Genomic DNA, 16,315 nt, shown 5'->3' with positions numbered 1-16,315 from the left:
TCACGCCGCAGGCGGCCGGTACAGGGCGCAGAGCTTGTTGCCGTCGGGGTCGCGCAGATAGGCCAGGTAGAGCCTGCCGACGGAGCCGTCGCGGATGCCCGGCGGCTCTTCACAGGTGGTGCCGCCGTTGGCAATGCCGGCCGCATGCCAGGCGTCACATTGCTCCGGCGACTCCATCTTGAAGCCGATGGTGCTGCCGTTGCCGTGGCAGGCCTCTTCGCCATTGATCGGCGTGGTGATGCCGAACGAGCCGCCCTTGCTGCGGTAGAAATAGCGCTTGTTGTTGGCGACGCCGGGGCCAATGCCCAGGGTGCCGAGCAAGGCGTCGTAAAACTTCCTTGAAACTTCGAGGTCGTTAACGCCGACCATGACATGACTGAACATTGGGTTTGTCTCCTTGGGGTGGCTGGAACTGTGCGCAAATCTGGAACACCGGTGATGGTACATGGCACCCTTTCTACCGGGGCCGGGCATGCAGATGCTCAGGACTTGAGGGCAGGCTGCTCCCAGCCGGACACGTTCACGGCGTAGCGAGTGGCCTTGCCCACGCCTTCCACGCGCAGCAGGCCATGGGCGAGCAAGTCGGCCAGGTCGCGCGTGGCGGTGGCTTTGGAGGTGGCGGTGATCTTGGCGTACTTCTCACTAGTCATACCGCCCAGGAACCCACCGCCCGACCCCACATGCCCGGCTTCCAGCAGTCGCTCAAGCACCTTGCTCTGGCGCGGGTTGATATGGCACTGCGCTGCCCGCAGCCGGAACTGCGCCTTGTCAGTCGCGTCCCGCACCACCGCCTGGCTGGTGATGCACGCGCGGGTAAACGCCTCTACAAACCATTGCACCCAGGGCGTTGCGTCAATCGTGCTGGCCTCGGGTTCAATGCCGCGCAGGCGCTGCGCGCGTTTGAGCGCGTCGTAGTAAGCGGTGCGGGTTTTGAGCATCTGGTGGGCCAGGCCATACACCCGCACCAGCGCCGGGCTGGCTTGCGCGTCATGCGCGTGCATGTCTTGCGCCAGCGCCATGTCTGCCAGGGCGCGACCCAGGCGGCCGTTGCCGTCTTCAAACGGGTGGATGGACTCAAACCACAGGTGCACCAGCGCCGCGCGGGCAATGCCATTCACGGCTGCACTCGTGGCGGATGCAGTGCCGGCCCCTGTGGGGCGGGTGCTGGCAAACCATGCCAAAAAGCAGTCCATCTCCGCAGCCACCTGTGCCGAGGGCGGCGCTTCGTAGTGCACCACCTCGCGCCCCAGTGGGCCGCTGACGATCTGCATGGCATCGGCGTGGCTGCGCACGCGCCCCACGGCAATGCGGGTGATGCCCGACGTGCCCCCGGGGAACAGTGCAGATTGCCAGCGGCACAGCCGGTCCAGATCCAGCGCGGTGCTGTGGTTGGCTAGCGCGTCTTGCATGACCTGCACCAGGCCTTCCACAGACCGGTCCGTGCCCGGCGCATCGGCCAGTGCAAGCCGGTGCGCCACCGACGAGCGCAAGGACTCCAGGTTGAGTTGCTCGCCCTCTATGGCAGCGGTGGCCAGCGCCTCCTGGACCCACAGCTCGCGCTGCACCGCGTTGGCCTGCGCCAGCCCTATGGCACCCAGCAGCCCCAACAAACGGCCCTGCTCCAGCCGGGCTTGCTCCAGCGCGGCAGCCAGTGCAGCAGCATCAAAAGTGAGCTGCGGCCAGGCGCGGTGCTGCCAGATGTAGCGCGGGGATGGGTTTGGGGTGGGCATGAGGCGTATTTTGAACTATGCGGCTCAAAAAGTGAGGTGTATTTGTAAAAATACAGCTCTATTTCAGACGGAAAGGTGGTCGGCTTGGGCAAATGGACGGCGGCCACAGGGTGGCGCAGGCTGGAAGGTGGCGGGCGCAGTACGGGGTATTTGTTGATCAAATAGGGCTGTAGCCCTTGTGGAGTGTGCGCAAACAGCTATTAAAAACAGAGCAACTCCATCTCTCTGTCTGACGCTGAAATGCTGTGCAAAAATACAGTATTCGCCGCGCGGCACGGTTGCTGCCGCTCCAAGGGGTCGCCATGAAAGTTTCGCCTGCCAGCTTTGACGGTCAGTCCATCCGCCGCGTGTATGACGAAGCCACCGAGACCTGGTGGTTCTCGGTGATTGACGTGGTGCAGGTGCTGACGGAGAGCAAAAGCGCCAAGCGCTACTGGTCAGACCTGAAGCGCAAGCTGGCGCAGGAGGCCGGCTCCGGGCAACCGTACGAGGAAATCGTACAGTTGAAACTGACCGCGACAGACGGCAAGCAGCGGGAAACCGATTGCGCTAAAGCCGCCACGCTGTTGCGCATCGTCCAATCCATCCCCAGCCCTAAAGCCGAGCCCATCAAACTCTGGCTGGCCAAGGTTGGCTACGAGCGCATGCAGGAGATGGCCGACCCAGCTCTCTCGCTCAACCGCGCCCGCCAGACCTGGCAACAGCACGGCCGCAGCGACAAGTGGATACAGCAGCGCATGACCGGGCAGGAAACCCGCAACAAACTCACCGACTACTGGCGCGAACACGACATCAAGGCGGGCCAGGAATTTGCCATCCTGACCAACATCATCCACACCGAGTGGAGCGGCGTCAGCGTCAAAGACCACAAGGCCGTCAAAGGCCTGAGCAGCCACAACCTGCGCGACCACATGACCGAGGCCGAGCTCATCTTCACCGCCCTGGCCGAGTTATCTACCCGGCAGATTGCTGAAACGATGAACGCCAGCGGCTTGCCCGAAAACACCACCGCAGCCAAAGCGGGCGGTGGCATTGCCAAACAGGCGCGCAAACAACTGGAGAGCCAAACCGGCAAGTCAGTCGTGTCGGGGCAGAACTACCTGGCACCCAAAGCAGCCAAGGCGATCAAGGCGCCGAAGTAGCCTGGTGCGTCCGTGTAACCCAGCCGGTCCTACTCTGTCTCATCCGGGGTGATGGTGCCCGGCAGCTCGGCAAACTTTGCAGCCATCGTGGGGTTGCCCCGTGTGAGCCTCTTGATCGTCAGATCGTCGGCCTTGTCGTTGGCGAGTCGCAAATTATTCGCTGACTTGTGCAGCGCTTCCTTGGTTTTTTCCAGGTCCTTGATCGCATCGTCGATGCGCTTGATGGCTTCTTCAAAGCCCTCTGAGGCCAGGCGCCAATTGCGCCCAAACGCTATCTTGAATTCGTCGAGCTGGGTTTCGAACTTCGTGATATCCACGTTTTGCGAGCGCACCAGCGCCAGCTCGGACTTGTACTTCATCGCGTTCAAAGCGGCATTGCGCAGCAGCGTGATCAGGGGCACAAAGAACTGCGGCCGCACCACATACATCTTCGGATAGCGGTGCGAGACATCGACGATGCCGCTGTTGTACAACTCGCTCTCCGGCTCAATCAGGGACACCAGCACCGCGTACTCGCACGCCTTTTCAGTGCGGTCCTTGTCCAGCTCTTTCAGAAAATCTTCGTTCCTCTTCCTGGTCGCCGTTTCATCGCTCTCGTTCTTCATCTCAAACATGATTGAGACGATCTCGGCGCCCGACTCGTCCGAGTCGCGAAAAATGTAGTCACCCTTGCTGCCGGTGCGGGCGTCGTTGTCTTTCTCAAAATGCGCCCGCTGAAAGGCCGCAGCACGGATGCGGTTGAACTCAATTTCGCAGTGCTGCTCCAGGGTTTCACCGACCATCTTGGTCGATAACCGCGCCTTCATGTTCCGCAGGCGCTCAATCTCCCCATCACGGTCGCGCAGCTGCAAGGCGTATTGCTCCTTGATTGCTTTCTCTTCCAGCTGATTTTTCACGGTGATGAGGGTGAGGTCATTTTTCAACCCATCGCGCTCCCGGGCGACCACACCCACGGCTTCATTCACGGCCAACTGGCGCGCCACCTCGCCGGCCTCCAGCCTGGCTTGCAGCGCCTGAATTTCGGCGTCCTTTTTGGCGGCAACCCCTTGCAGCTCATGGGCCAGCTTGGCCTCGGCCAACTGAGCAGTAGCTTGTTGCGCGTTGCGCGCTTGCTCCAGCTCGTTCGCCAGCCTATCGCGCTCTTTGCTGACCGCGCCCAATGCCTCCGTCACCGCCAGCTTGCGGGCTACCTCACCGGCAGCGAGCTGGGCCTGCAAGGCCTGAATCTCCGCATCTTTTCGGGCCGCAGCGCCTTGCAGCTCGTTGGCGACCTTGGCCTCGGCCAAGGCAACCGCGTCGCGCTTTTCACGCTCGGCCAGCTCCAGCCGCTCGTGCAATTGTTTGTCAAAATCGCCATCACGCACCTGCTTGAGGATATCGGCGTACCCCGCTTCGTCGATCTTGAAGGCTTTGCTGCAGTGGGGACAGATGATTTCATGCATGGCGGCTGGGCCTTTTCTTTTTGGTTGGATGAGTATCTGCCCGAGCATAACGGCGCTCTTTTGGAGAGATTACCTAGGCATCAAACGCCTTGAAGCCGCCGTTACCGGTTGCCTTAAACGAACACCCAGTCACAGTACGATCATGATTCGTGATGGCCGGTGTGGCAGTCTTGTTCAAGCTGGCTTGGGTCCCGATAGCACATTTGGGCAGGAAGTTAGACTTATCAAAGAGCCAACAATTATTAAGTCATAAATGCGCAATCCCCCAGCCCGCTATCTTCAGACCTTACAGGAGCATTTTGCAACTGCCCCAACTTGGTTTTCGAGCTCCGATGGGATGGATACGCTCAATGCGCGCGTGCCGGCAACAGGGGCGTCTCTGACGACAAATCAAGATGGCAAGGGCACTGCGTTTCAGCGTTGGTTTCACTTTAAGGAGGCCTTCTCCCCTTCCTTTGTCACAGCGGCAATAGACTCGTTGGGATACAGACCTACGCACATAGTGGATCCTTTTGGAGGGTCTGGAACCAGCGCAATCACAGCACAATTGTTGTCAATCGACGCGACAACTGTAGAAGTCAATCCTTTTCTTGCCGATGTCATCAAAGCAAAAGTAAGCCAATTGTCTGCAGAGAAGCTGCGTCATGCTGCAGTTGGCTTTCAAGCAAGTTTGAGTGGAACGCGCAGTAATATTTTGCGTCTGAGTCACCTGCCTCCGACTTTCATCGAAGGGCCAGATAAGCCCCGGTGGATTTTTCCGCTAACTGTTGCGCGTCAGCTGTCACGGTATCTCACATGTATTGATCAAATTGTCGACGCTGGCATACAACGGTTTTTCAAGGTTGTTCTCGGTGCAGTGTTGGTAGAGTGCAGCAACATTTACGTCAACGGCAAAGGCCGAAGGTACCGACGAGCATGGCAAGAAAATCAACCGACGCCTGAAAAACTTGACGCGCTGTTTGCGCTCCAATTCAACACTTCGTTCGAAGACGTACTTCGATTTGAGGGGCGGCCGCGATCGCGAATCAATGTAATACATGGGGATTCACGAATCGCACTAGCTCAAATATCCGAGCCAATAGATTTGGCGGTCTTTTCGCCCCCCTACCCGAACACGTTTGACTACACCGACATTTACAACGTCGAGCTATGGGTTCTTGGCTATATTAGTTCGAGCGCAGACAACGCTCGATTAAGGAAAGAAACTCTGCGATCACATGTGCAAATTAGTCGGCCATATGATGCGCCAAAGAAGTCGTCGCCACTTCTATCTCGGACACTCGATGCATTGAAGCATCAGCAAAGTCAACTTTGGGATGCAAGTATTCCTGCAATGGTTGGGGCGTATTTTCGTGACCTTGAAATCGTGCTTGAAGAGTCCCAACGATTGCTGGCGCCATCCGGCAAAGTAATGATGGTTGTTGGCGACTCTCGGTATGCGGACGTCCGCATTGAGGTGGCAAATGTCATCGGCGAAATTGCTACTGATATGGGGTTTGGTTCGGTCACAGTACGTGAGGTACGCCAAATGCGATCAAGCGCACAACAAGGTGGACGTTTGCTCTTAGCCGAAAGTATCGTAGAGCTTAGAAGCTAAATCGGTTTGTCGCTGGCGGCAGTATTCAGCGGGAAGAAGTGCTTTCTATACTCCTCATGTGAAGCTGTAATCCAATAGCGCCGAGGGATGACCTCGTAAAGCGAAGCGTGTGGAGCGACCGCATTTTCAACGTCCATTATGTTTCCTGCGCAGAAATCGTATAGGCAAAGGAACGCACCATCAAGTTTCTCGCTATCGCGATAAGCAGCAGATTGCTGTACACCCGAACATGCCCAATCAATATTCTCCTGAAGTGATATTTTGATTGGAGTTGAAGCCGGGTTCTTAACTGGCGTTCGAACATCCCTCAAGGTCTTCAATTCAAGAACCGCCCCTTGGGCATCTGGGCCTTTTACAGTGGGATATACCGTAATGTCGCGACGACCATTCCCGCTTACTTCTTCCAATCTCACTAGCGCAACCGCAGCAAAGGTTCCTGTCAGGTATATCCACAAATCTCCTTGCACGGTGGCTTCCGGTTGCTCAACCGTGGTTCGAAGGGTTCGATCTTTCCACCACTTAGTATTTTGCTGCGCAACCAATTTGTAAAACTGCGACAGTGCGTCGTCGATCGTAGTCAAATTGACTGGAGCTACATTGTCACTGAGAGGTATCTCAATCGGACTGTATTCACTATCAATTCCCTGAGGCCAAATTAGCAGTTTGGTATCGGAAGCAAGGACGACGGTTGGTGATGATTGAATATTGTGAGCACGTAATTCGTCTTCACATGAGCTCATATCTTGCAAGACAGCAGGGTACGTGTAGCAGCCTATTGAGGCAGTCCCAACTGCTAGCACACCTGCATACTTATCCAAATGAGATGCTCCTAGCATGCGTCTATGAATCCAATTTCTATACTGATCCGAAAACTCGCCAGTGCTCTCTATATGAACGACAACAACCGGTGCCTGCAGCGGCGTACCCCTCTTGCGAAGGTCCTTTGCGTGTTCACTCAAGGTCTGGGACCAGCTCGCGATGAATGATTCAGGTGTACAGGCGTCTGCCACTGAAACACGCGGTGTTGTAGAACAGGCAACTTGCTCAAGAACACTCGCGAGCGCGCCGCCAAAATCAGTTCTAGCTTGGCTCATGCTGCGAGGGCTAATGCCTTGTCAAGATAGTCACAATAAAGGCGAATGCCATCGCGGTCCGCCTGTGGTCGCATGTCTTTTAGCCTGTTCAAAAGATATCGAGCGACTTCCATGTTCTTGTTCTCATCGGTCCATTCTGAGAAATCGACGACCTCACCCTCCAAGACAAGATTGCTGCCATAGTTCGCGTCAATTGGCCCAATTGCCGAATTCGCGAATAAAAACTTTCCAAAGCTTGCTGCGACTAGCTCACGGAACAGTCGTGCTAATCGAGAGGCGTCTGGTGACCCATTTAATAGCAATCGATAAATTTCCAGTCCTTTGGGACCCAGTCCTAGATGTGGCGTCATTTGCCCCTTAGCGCCAAAATCGACACTTTCAATTTTCAGTACGCCGTTGAATGACAGCTTGTCGATTTCCTGTTGAACATCCGGATAGAAAGGGAACTCGCCTCGTTTCAAAACGCGACCACGTACACGGTGAACATCAAATAGTGATGCGAGAGTATTTGCAAGGTACAAGCAGACATGCAACTGGGTTGCTGAAATGGGGGTAGCACCCATACGATGGGACTCCGCCAAACATATAAGTATCCAAGTCTTCCAAATACCTGCGTCTTCCATTTGAGACTCAGTGTGTTGCGCCGCGGTCATGACGGGCTGCCCGCAAAGCGTTCTGGGTACAAGGCACGTTCCCGCTCGAGCACATACGGCTCCCTAAATCTCTCCAAAGCCCGCGTCGGAACCGCAATCGATAGCAAGTCCAAAACATGCTTCTCCCGTTCTTCTATCGGGACCGTAGGAGGCGATACTTGTGCTGTTTCGTCAACCACCTGGCCATAAAACCGTTGATCTGGATACGCGCCAAACAGCGCTGGAATCATTAGTTCGCGGTTTACGTTCGAAGAGGCAATAAGTCGGGTCCCAATGGCGGGGCCTTGGCGGGCGGCAAAGCGTCTTAACAAATCCGCCGCACGGGGCACAAATACAGAGTCCAAACTTGCTTCTGGCGTCTCAAGAATAAGCATGGCAGGTGTATTCGGTGCAGCGATTTCAAGCAGGGCCATACGAAATGCCAAGTCGACGAACTCTTTCTGCGACTCTGAAACAGACTGACCGTGTTCTCGAACTGTTGCATTCATTCGATGCACGCCGGATGTAAGCGCTGGCACAAAGTGAGGGAAAGCAAAGCTCTCTGTGGCTGAACGTTGACCAATACGACCTTGCCGCGGTGTGTACTTGATTGAACAGCTTTCGGCCAAAAACCCACTTATGAATTTTGAGAAACTGTTCTCGATCAAGCCGGAAACCGTTTGCACTTCAGTATCGATGGCGGATGCAAGTCCTTTGAACTCTTGAGTCAAATTCCGGCTTTCAACCTCAAGCTGGTTGAGTGCCGATTGAAAAGCGTTTAGATGTGATTGGGTGCGGTCTCTTCGTTCAATTGCGTGGGGTACTGATCCTCCGAGAGCGGCGAGTTGACCTTCAAGCTGCGATACCTCGGCTGTTGCGGCAACTAAAGTCGCTGCGGTCTGCGCATATTCACTTTCACTATCGGCCAAAGGTCGAATCATTGATGCGAGCTGCCGTTCCAGCTCAATGATTGATTCCCTCCGTTGTTCAATATCTTCACCAGCGTGTGGGTCGTGCGCTGGTTGATCTGAGTGTTCAATGGGACTTTCGCAGACAGGGCAGGTATTCATCACCATTTTGGCTTTTACACCGGCTATTGCCGTTGCAGAGCCACTTCCACAGACAAGGCAGTTGTTGTTTGCTTCAAATTGGGAAAGTAAGTACTTGGCTGTATCGCTTACTTGTGGGAAGAAGGACTCATAGTAGCTATTGAGCTTCGATGCCACTGCCGCCCGCTCGTCGAATATGTCTTGTTTTGTGTTCTCGATTTGACCTCGCAAAGAATCTCGTCCTCGACCAAGCTCTTCCTTTTTGTCAATTAACGTAGCGATGTCTGATCGCTTCGAATCGAGTTGTTTAATCAGCATTTCGAGCTGACCACCTTCAACAGTACTGTTCTGTCTCGCGAATTCATTTTTTCGCTTGTTCACCACGGCCAGCATGTTCCGATATTCACTATCTTTGCTTAGTAGCTCATTGAACAGTTCAACATAATGCCTTCGGTCAGCGCTTTGGTCACCGAATAATATTCCTAGAATATCGCCTTGGGCCGAGGCGTCCCAGACTAGGGTTCGACGATCCTCAAGAAAGAAGACAACATAACGAAGCAAGAAGACGAAGTCATCGAATGATGAAAGGCCGGCTGCTTGGGACGTCTGCTGCTGATACGTAGCCTCCAGTTCTGATGCACGGGCAGCTGGCCATAACTGCTGGTCAATGGTTAGACTAAGGATGTCCAAATTCGCTAAAGAGCGCTTAACTTCGAAAAAACGCTCACCGATATGAAACCAAATAGTGGCAGTAGCGTCCACAGCATCATCTTTAACGCGCCGGCGGAACCAAAGTCGATCTGCGGGAACCAAGCGACGCTTTTTTCCTCCAAGCTCATCTCCACCAGGCAGATCGAACGGGCCAGTAAGTGAGCGCAACAAAATGTTTAGCAATGTGGTCTTGCCCAGACCATTTATGCCAACAATGATGTTGACACCAGGCACGAATGAATGGTCAAGCCCGGCCGTGTCAGAGGTACCCGGGTACATTCCGAAGTTCTGAACCGACACCCGGTCAAGTACGGGGAAATTAATCATTTAACACCTCTTCGAATCCAATCCATCACTAAACATTATTTAATTCGCCAAAATTAATAGAGCATGAATTGGATATGTGAAAACACTGTTCTCTCCAAGATGCATGGTTTTTGCATGCTATAGCAACGATCATTCTTTGGCTCCGCAAATATGCATCTAAGTCATGTGTCATTGCCACTTTGTTAGTACCAGCATCGTGTAAACAGCATGAAACATTTTTATCGTGTTCAGACGAACGCATTTGCCCACTTCCCATCCCCACCCACCCCCATAACCAACCTCTGCGTAGCCCTTGTCGCCGCCACATAAAACACCCGCGCCGCTTCCTTCTCGTCCTCCCCCGGCGCGGGCATGTGCCCCACGCCGGGTAGTGCCACCACGGGGAACTCCAGGCCTTTGCTAACCTTCATGGTCATCACCTGAATGGCGTCTGCGCCGGGGTGGTAGTCACCGCTGCGTCGGCGCACGCGGTGCGGCAGCTTGCGTTGGGCCAGGGCGCTGGCGCACTGGTCCATGGTGGCCCAGTCGGCGCACAGCACGGCCATGTCGCCCCAGGCGTGACCTTCCTGATGTGCTTGCCGCAAGTGGTCGGCGATGGCAAATGCTTCTTCGCGCAGACTGGGCAGTTTGATGATGATGGGCGCTTGCCCGTCCCGCCCGCAACTGATGGGTTTGATCAGCGGTATGCCGTCGTCGTCGCGGTCATCCGCGGTCAGCAGGTCCGCCGCCACCAGGCTGGCGGTGTGCAGTATCTGGCGGGTGTTGCGGTAGTTGATCTTCAGGATGGTGGTGCGGCCCTGCGCCTGTATGCCCACGCTTTTGAAGCTGAACTGTTTGCTACGCGCGCGCTCGTAAATGCTTTGCGCATCGTCATACAGCACCAGCAGGCTGTTGGTGGCGGGGTCCACCATTTGGGTGACGAGCTTGAGCCATTCGGGCGCGAAGTCGTGGCCTTCGTCGATCAATATCGCCTGGTACTGGCCGCTGGGAATCTGCTTTCTGTCTACAGCGCGGATGACGCGCTCAACCAGTTCTACAGAGAACTGGGAGCCCTGAGGCGGCAGAGCCTGGCCCGAGTATTTGAGCTGGTCATAACACCACTTGTGAAAATGCCGCGCATGTACCTTGTGGCCCAAGCCCTTGGCTGTCATCACGCTGTGCAGCTTCACGCCCAGCGGCTCGTTGAAACACAGAATGAGGATGGGCTTGCTGCTGGCGGTGCTGGCTTGCGCCAGGTATTCGGCGCGGTAGCCGAGGATCATGGTCTTGCCGGAGCCGGCCACGCCATGAATCACGCGGTGGCCATCGCCCAGGCTGCGGGCCAGTTGCTCCTGCTGCAGGTCCATCACACGCATGATGTCGGGCAGGTCTGCATCCGGATCGCTGTCCTTGAAGAGCAGGTCCTGCGTTTGAACGCGAACTTCCGGAAAAAGGATCCAGCGCACGCGGTCAAGCTGCGGCAGCGACATGATGCCGCTCATCATGAACGGGAACATGCCCCACAACCGGCTCTGGCATTCTTCCGCGCCGACTGACTCCAGCATCTCGTCCTGGCAGATGACGCGGTTCTCTTCGATGGCCTTGAACAGTTCTGCGTCGTTGAACTGCTTGCGGGTGATGTTGGTAAACACCACACCGTAGCTCCACGGGAAGGCCAGCTTGCCCTTGTGGTTGCCCTCGTGCTGAATGAGCTGCTTGTCGCGCTGCAGCGCGTCGATCACCTGGTGCGCGTACTGGCGCGACTGCTCCAGCGGGTTGAGCACGTTTTTGGGAATGCCATCGGGCAAAATTTCCCAGGTCTGTTTGTCGGCCTGCTTGATGGTGGACAGGCGCCAGTCCTTGACCTCCAGCACCAGCACCCCGCGCCGCGGATGCATCACCACAAAGTCGGGGTGCGATTGTTTGGGGCCTATCGGTACGTCGTACCAGAGCAGGTAGTCGTCATCAAGCTTCTGCTCCAGCCGCTCGGCCAGCCGCCGCTCGCCGCTGGTCATGCGGGAAACGCAGCTGCTGATTGCCGGAATAAGAGTCGCCATTGAAGATTGCCGCCGTTTCATAACACTTGGTTACGAACATCATGCCTGTGATCGTGCGCAGAAGTGCCTGGTTTTTCAGTGACTTTTTGCCGTGGCGCTGTTCGGGCCGGGGGTAGTCAGGCTACTCACAGCCTTGGGCAGCACGCACTACGCCCAGTCATCACGCTCCTTCAATAGCCTGGCAGCTCAGCGGTTTGCCTTTCTGGCGATGAACAGCAGATGAACGCGCCGTTCAGCATGCGTACACGGTGGATTTTCCACAATGCAGTTGAACAAGAAAGCAGAACCTTGATGCGTATCAAAAGTGCCGCTGGAATCTGGCTGCCAGGCACCCGCCGGGCAGCAGCGGCACCGCAAACTGTTCATCGTGTGCTGACCCGTTTTAAAGGACTCCCATGAAATACCCCACCTCTTTGCGCCCTGGCTTGCTGGTTCTGTCACTGGGCCTAGCCACCTTGCCCGTATGGGCCGGTGACGATTGCGAGGCGCCTTTGAATCGCTGGCAGACGCGTGAGGCTGTGCGGCAGATGGCAGCCGCACAAGGCTGGCAGATCCAGCGGCTGAAGATTGACGACGGTTGTTATGAAATTCGCGGAACGGATGCCCAGGGGCGCAGCTTCAAGGCCAAGATCGACCCGGAAACCCTGAAGGTGTTGAAGCTGAAGCAAGACGCCCCCCAGCGCACCCGGGAACGCGATCGTGACGACAAGGGTGCTGCGCAGCAGGCCCGACCGCCGCAACCGGACGGCGCCGCCGCGCCTTCGCCTTTATTAACCCCTGGCACCGCGCCGCGCGGCCAGATCCAGTAACCACCCACCCCACAGGAACATCACCATGTCCAAACCTCTCATGACCATTTTGGCTACCGCCTGCGCGCTGGCCCTTCCCGCCCTGGCACACAGCCGGCCGGTCACGCTGACCGCCCAGCTCAAGAACTACGGCGGCGACGGCGCCTATCTGGCGGCGTACCTGACCGATGCCAAAGGCGCTTATGTGCGCACCTTGTGGGTGGCCGGCGGTAAGGCCAAGTACCACAAGCACCTGTCTGACTGGAGCCGCCTCTCGGCCGGTGACGCCAGGCGCCTGGATGGCGTCACCGGCGCCAGCGTGGGCGCGGGGCGCACGCTCAAGGTCACGGCCGATCTGGCCGATGCACTGATGGATGCGGGTTACGAAATCCGCATCGACGCCGCCGCAGAAGACATGCGCGACAGCCCGTCAGAGGTCCGCATCCCGCTGTCCACCGCCAACGCCGGCAAGCCGCAGGCCGGCAAGCTGTACATCCAGTCGGCGACTTTCCAGCTCAAGTAAAGAACACGCATGAGCTGGAAAGCCATCCACCGCTGGCTGGGCCTGACGGTCGGCACCCTGGCCGTCGTGTTGGGCGTCACCGGCGCCATCCTGGCGATCGATCCGGTGCAGCAGGCGTGGCAAGCCCCCGCCGCACCGGGCGATCTGCCGGTGGCCACGCTGGTGGAGCGCGTGACACGCACCGTCCCGGACGCGGAAGAAATTCGCCACCTGCCCTCGGGTGCCAACGTGGTGTTCAGCTTCGCCGGCGACCAGCCGCAGGCCTCGTATGTGGACCCGGCCGATGGCCGGGTGCTGGGTGCGTGGCAAGCCTCGGTGCTGCCGCGCTGGGTGAAGAACCTGCACCGCTCGCTGCTGCTGGGCGACGCCGGGCGCTGGGGTGCGGCGGGCATGGCACTGGCCATGGCCCTGATATGCATCTCCGCGTTGGTGCTGTTGCTGCGGCGCATGGGCGGCTGGCGGCGGCTGGCGGCGCGGGTGCGCGGCTCGCTGGCGCAGCGCACTCACGTGGTCGCGGGCCGTGTGGTGCTGGCCGTCCTGTGCCTGACATCTCTGACGGCGCTGACCATGAGCGCCTCCACCCTGGGGCTGGTGGCGCTGGACACCCGGGCCGAGCCGGAAGTGCTCTCGGTGGTCACCGGCAAGCCGGCCTTGCCCGGCGCGCAGCTTGCCGCGCTGCAAGGCCTTGCCGTGCGGGATTTGCGCAAGCTGAATTTTCCCGGAGCCACCGACCCGCAGGACACCTGGAAGGTCGCCACCGCCCAGGGCCAAGGCTGGATTGACCGGTACTCGGGCCAGATGCTGGCCTGGCAAGACGCCACCCTGGCGCAGCGTGTTTACGACTGGGCCGTGGTGCTGCACACCGGCGAAGCGGCCTGGCCGTGGGCGGTGGTGCTCGGGCTGGTGGGCGCCAGCGTGTTGCTGTTCTGGGTGTCGGGCCTTGTCATCTGGTGGCAGGCACGCCGCCTGGTGCCACACATCACGGGCAACACGCCGCTGGCACAGGCCGACGTGCTGATCTTCGTGGCCAGCGAAGGCGGCAGCACCTGGGGTTTTGCCCAAACGCTGCAAGACGCGCTAAGCCAGGGCGGCCACCGCGTTCACACCAGCGCGCTGGAGAACTTTCAGACCACGGCCGCCACGCGGCAGGTGTTTGTGCTGGCTGCCACCTATGGCGAAGGCCAGGCCCCGGCCCACGCCAGCCACGCCTTGCAGCACATTGCCAGCCTCAAAGCCAGTGGTGTGCCGGTGACCGTGCTGGGCTTTGGCGACCGGCAGTTCCCGGCCTTCTGCGCCTTTGCCGAGGCGCTGGACCAGACGCTGCGCACGCAGGGCTGGCCCGCGCTGCTGCCGCTGGAGTGCATTCACCAGCAATCGGGCCAGCAGTTCGCGCGCTGGGGCGTTGCCCTGGCACAGGCGCTGAACGAACCCCTGGTGCTGGCGCATGTGCCGCGCGTGCCAGTCACCACCGCGCTCACGCTGGTCGCGCGCCAGGACTACCCCGGTGCCACCGGACAGGCCACGGCGATCCTGCGTTTTGCGTGGCCTGCACAGGGCCTGGGCGCACGCTTGCGCGGGCACGGTCTGGCGCGGTTTGCTGCAGGCGATCTTGTGGGCATCGTGCCGCCGGGCTCGGCCGTGCCGCGCTACTACTCGCTGGCCTCGGGCTGGAAAGACGGGTTTCTGGAAATCTGCGTGCGTCAGATGCCCGGCGGCCTGTGCTCGACGCACCTGCTGGCCTTGCAGCCGGGGGATTTAGTGGCGGCCTTCATCCGGTCCAACCCCGGTTTTGCACTGCCGCGAACGCGGCGGCCCGTGCTGCTGATTGGTGCGGGCACCGGCGTGGCACCGTTGGCCGGGTTCATTCGCCGCAACGACAGGCGAAGCCCGATGCACCTGTTTTTTGGCGGACGCGACCCGGCGCGGGATTTTTACTTCGGCCCCGAAATTCAACGCTGGCTCGGCGAAGGGCGCCTGACAAGCTTGCAGACGGCTTTCTCCCGCGTGCCCGACGGCGGCGGCTATGTGCAGGACGCCCTGCGCCGAGATGCCGAGCGCGTGCGCAGCCTGGTGGCACAAGGCGCCATCGTGCGTGTCTGCGGCGGCCGCGCCATGGCGCAGGGCGTGGCCGAAACGCTGGACGTGGTGTTGGCGCCGCTGCAGTTGAGCGTCGCGAAGCTGAAAGCCAAGGAGTGTTATGCCGAAGATGTCTTCTGAACCCGCTGCGCCCTGCAAACGCACCACCCTGCACGGCCCCACCATGGGCACACGCTGGTCGGTCAGTGTCTACGCCGACAGCACCCTGGACCTGGTGGCCTTGCGCCAGGACCTTGCCGCTGCGGTGGAACAGGTCGACGCGCAGATGTCGCCCTGGAAGCCGGACAGCGACCTTGTGCGACTGAACCGCGCGCCTGTGGACGCCTGGGTGGACCTGCCCGCTGAAATGCTGGAGGTGCTGGACGGCGCGCTCAATGTCTACCGCCTGAGCGCCGGCGCATTCGACCCGTGCGTTGGGGCGCTGGTCGATGCCTGGGGGTTTGGCGCGGTGCGCGACGCCCCCGATGCCCAGGCGATTCGCGCTGCAAGCCAGCCCACGCCGCACACGGCGAACGGGTGCCTGGAGCTGGACAGGCCCGCAGGCCGCGCCCGCAGGCGTGCGCCCTTGCAGCTTGACCTGTGCGGCATTGCCAAGGGTTACGCGGTGGACCGCATGGCCGCTGTGTTGCAACAGCACGGTGTGCGGCATGGGCTGGCAGCGCTGGATGGTGAACTGCGTGCCGTGGGCGGCCAGGCCAGCGGCGTGCCCTGGGCCGTGGCGCTCGAACACCCCGGGGCTGGGCGCCGTGCGGTGCACGGGGTCATTGAGCTGGAGGATCTGGCCGTGGCCACCTCGGGCGACTACCGGCGCTACTTGCAGGTGGGCGATGCACGCCTGGCGCACACCATGGACGCGCGCCGCGGCGCGCCTGTGAACAACGCCGTGGCATCGGTCACCGTGCTGGCGTCTGCCTGCATGCAGGCGGACGCGTGGGCCACGGCCTTGCTGGTGGCCGGGCCCGACGAAGGTCTGGCCATGGCACAGCGCATGGGGCTGGATGTGCTGTTCCTGCTGCACCGTGCCGAAGGTCTGGTGGAAGTGGGGCTGGGCCGGTTCGGCCGATCCGCAGATCAGCAGATCGGTCAAGCCATGCAGGCCCCACGCACCGAGGCAGCCGGCAAGCCCGGTTGACAAGCCCTTCTCCCA

At 59.1% G+C, this 16,315-nt stretch carries 13 protein-coding genes; 6 read left to right on the top strand and 7 right to left on the bottom strand.

The genetic code is table 11. From position 1 onward, the window contains the following. Positions 1-384: a VOC family protein gene (locus tag PSV33_RS00205; RefSeq protein WP_300557375.1), complete on the bottom strand. Its 384-nt coding sequence runs from the start codon at positions 382-384 to the stop codon at positions 1-3. 98 nt (positions 385-482) lie between these two features. After that, complete coding sequence (locus tag PSV33_RS00200) at positions 483-1,730, bottom strand: DUF4172 domain-containing protein (protein ID WP_300557373.1); 1,248 nt, start codon at positions 1,728-1,730, stop codon at positions 483-485. A 302-nt stretch (positions 1,731-2,032) separates the two neighbouring features. Here PSV33_RS00200 and PSV33_RS00195 point away from each other — a divergent pair, with 302 nt between their 5' ends. Beyond that, on the top strand, positions 2,033-2,872 hold the full coding sequence (locus PSV33_RS00195; protein WP_300557371.1) for a Bro-N domain-containing protein: 840 nt from the start codon (positions 2,033-2,035) through the stop codon (positions 2,870-2,872). Between the two features lie 29 nt (positions 2,873-2,901). Here PSV33_RS00195 and PSV33_RS00190 read toward each other — a convergent pair whose 3' ends face one another. Further along, on the bottom strand, positions 2,902-4,314 hold the full coding sequence (locus PSV33_RS00190; protein WP_300557369.1) for a DUF2130 domain-containing protein: 1,413 nt from the start codon (positions 4,312-4,314) through the stop codon (positions 2,902-2,904). 253 nt (positions 4,315-4,567) lie between these two features. Between PSV33_RS00190 and PSV33_RS00185 the strand changes: the two genes are divergently transcribed. Then, positions 4,568-5,911, top strand: coding sequence for an SAM-dependent methyltransferase (locus PSV33_RS00185; protein ID WP_300557367.1), 1,344 nt, complete (start codon positions 4,568-4,570; stop codon positions 5,909-5,911). Here the strand turns inward: PSV33_RS00185 and PSV33_RS00180 are convergent. The 4 genes from PSV33_RS00180 to PSV33_RS00165 all read right to left on the bottom strand — a co-directional run bounded on the left by PSV33_RS00180 (position 5,908) and on the right by PSV33_RS00165 (position 11,760). Then, the gene (locus PSV33_RS00180; protein WP_300557365.1) at positions 5,908-7,005 is read right to left on the bottom strand and encodes a hypothetical protein; all 1,098 of its coding nucleotides are present in this window, start codon (positions 7,003-7,005) and stop codon (positions 5,908-5,910) included. The genes PSV33_RS00185 and PSV33_RS00180 overlap by 4 nt on opposite strands. Continuing rightward, positions 7,002-7,568, bottom strand: coding sequence for a hypothetical protein (locus PSV33_RS00175; RefSeq protein WP_300557363.1), 567 nt, complete (start codon positions 7,566-7,568; stop codon positions 7,002-7,004). The genes PSV33_RS00180 and PSV33_RS00175 overlap by 4 nt, the downstream gene beginning before the upstream one ends. A gap of 86 nt (positions 7,569-7,654) precedes the next feature. Continuing rightward, positions 7,655-9,724, bottom strand: a complete 2,070-nt coding sequence (locus PSV33_RS00170; RefSeq protein ID WP_300557361.1) for an AAA family ATPase — start codon at positions 9,722-9,724, stop codon at positions 7,655-7,657. A gap of 227 nt (positions 9,725-9,951) precedes the next feature. Beyond that, positions 9,952-11,760, bottom strand: coding sequence for a 3'-5' exonuclease (locus PSV33_RS00165; protein ID WP_300557359.1), 1,809 nt, complete (start codon positions 11,758-11,760; stop codon positions 9,952-9,954). Positions 11,761-12,155: 395 nt separating this feature from the next. Here PSV33_RS00165 and PSV33_RS00160 point away from each other — a divergent pair, with 395 nt between their 5' ends. The 4 genes from PSV33_RS00160 to PSV33_RS00145 are packed head-to-tail and all read left to right on the top strand — an operon-like array spanning position 12,156 to position 16,300. Then, the gene (locus PSV33_RS00160) at positions 12,156-12,569 is read left to right on the top strand and encodes a PepSY domain-containing protein (protein ID WP_300557357.1); all 414 of its coding nucleotides are present in this window, start codon (positions 12,156-12,158) and stop codon (positions 12,567-12,569) included. A gap of 25 nt (positions 12,570-12,594) precedes the next feature. Further along, positions 12,595-13,071 carry a DUF2271 domain-containing protein gene (locus PSV33_RS00155; protein ID WP_300557355.1) on the top strand — a complete coding sequence of 159 codons (477 nt, stop codon included), beginning with the start codon at positions 12,595-12,597 and terminating at the stop codon, positions 13,069-13,071. A 9-nt stretch (positions 13,072-13,080) separates the two neighbouring features. Beyond that, positions 13,081-15,288 (top strand): PepSY domain-containing protein, encoded by a 2,208-nt coding sequence (locus PSV33_RS00150; protein WP_300557353.1) that lies wholly within the window; start codon positions 13,081-13,083, stop codon positions 15,286-15,288. Then, positions 15,269-16,300: an FAD:protein FMN transferase gene (locus PSV33_RS00145; RefSeq protein WP_300557352.1), complete on the top strand. Its 1,032-nt coding sequence runs from the start codon at positions 15,269-15,271 to the stop codon at positions 16,298-16,300. The genes PSV33_RS00150 and PSV33_RS00145 overlap by 20 nt, the downstream gene beginning before the upstream one ends. Positions 16,301-16,315: the final 15 nt, after the last annotated feature.

Origin of the sequence: Polaromonas sp., from assembly GCF_029945895.1 — a bacterium.
GTDB lineage: Bacteria > Pseudomonadota > Gammaproteobacteria > Burkholderiales > Burkholderiaceae_C > Polaromonas.
This window is presented reverse-complemented; position numbering and strand designations above follow the sequence as displayed.

What these genes read in the sequence shown, in the direction of transcription:
- PSV33_RS00205 (WP_300557375.1), bottom strand. Translation starts at nt 384, where the DNA reads ATGTTCAGTCATGTCATGGTCGGCGTTAACGACCTCGAAGTTTCAAGG.
- PSV33_RS00175 (WP_300557363.1), bottom strand. Translation starts at nt 7,568, where the DNA reads ATGGGTGCTACCCCCATTTCAGCAACCCAGTTGCATGTCTGCTTGTAC.
- PSV33_RS00180 (WP_300557365.1), bottom strand. Translation starts at nt 7,005, where the DNA reads ATGAGCCAAGCTAGAACTGATTTTGGCGGCGCGCTCGCGAGTGTTCTT.
- PSV33_RS00190 (WP_300557369.1), bottom strand. Translation starts at nt 4,314, where the DNA reads ATGCATGAAATCATCTGTCCCCACTGCAGCAAAGCCTTCAAGATCGAC.
- PSV33_RS00195 (WP_300557371.1), top strand. Translation starts at nt 2,033, where the DNA reads ATGAAAGTTTCGCCTGCCAGCTTTGACGGTCAGTCCATCCGCCGCGTG.
- PSV33_RS00160 (WP_300557357.1), top strand. Translation starts at nt 12,156, where the DNA reads ATGAAATACCCCACCTCTTTGCGCCCTGGCTTGCTGGTTCTGTCACTG.
- PSV33_RS00170 (WP_300557361.1), bottom strand. Translation starts at nt 9,724, where the DNA reads ATGATTAATTTCCCCGTACTTGACCGGGTGTCGGTTCAGAACTTCGGA.
- PSV33_RS00150 (WP_300557353.1), top strand. Translation starts at nt 13,081, where the DNA reads ATGAGCTGGAAAGCCATCCACCGCTGGCTGGGCCTGACGGTCGGCACC.
- PSV33_RS00155 (WP_300557355.1), top strand. Translation starts at nt 12,595, where the DNA reads ATGTCCAAACCTCTCATGACCATTTTGGCTACCGCCTGCGCGCTGGCC.
- PSV33_RS00200 (WP_300557373.1), bottom strand. Translation starts at nt 1,730, where the DNA reads ATGCCCACCCCAAACCCATCCCCGCGCTACATCTGGCAGCACCGCGCC.
- PSV33_RS00145 (WP_300557352.1), top strand. Translation starts at nt 15,269, where the DNA reads ATGCCGAAGATGTCTTCTGAACCCGCTGCGCCCTGCAAACGCACCACC.
- PSV33_RS00185 (WP_300557367.1), top strand. Translation starts at nt 4,568, where the DNA reads ATGCGCAATCCCCCAGCCCGCTATCTTCAGACCTTACAGGAGCATTTT.
- PSV33_RS00165 (WP_300557359.1), bottom strand. Translation starts at nt 11,760, where the DNA reads ATGGCGACTCTTATTCCGGCAATCAGCAGCTGCGTTTCCCGCATGACC.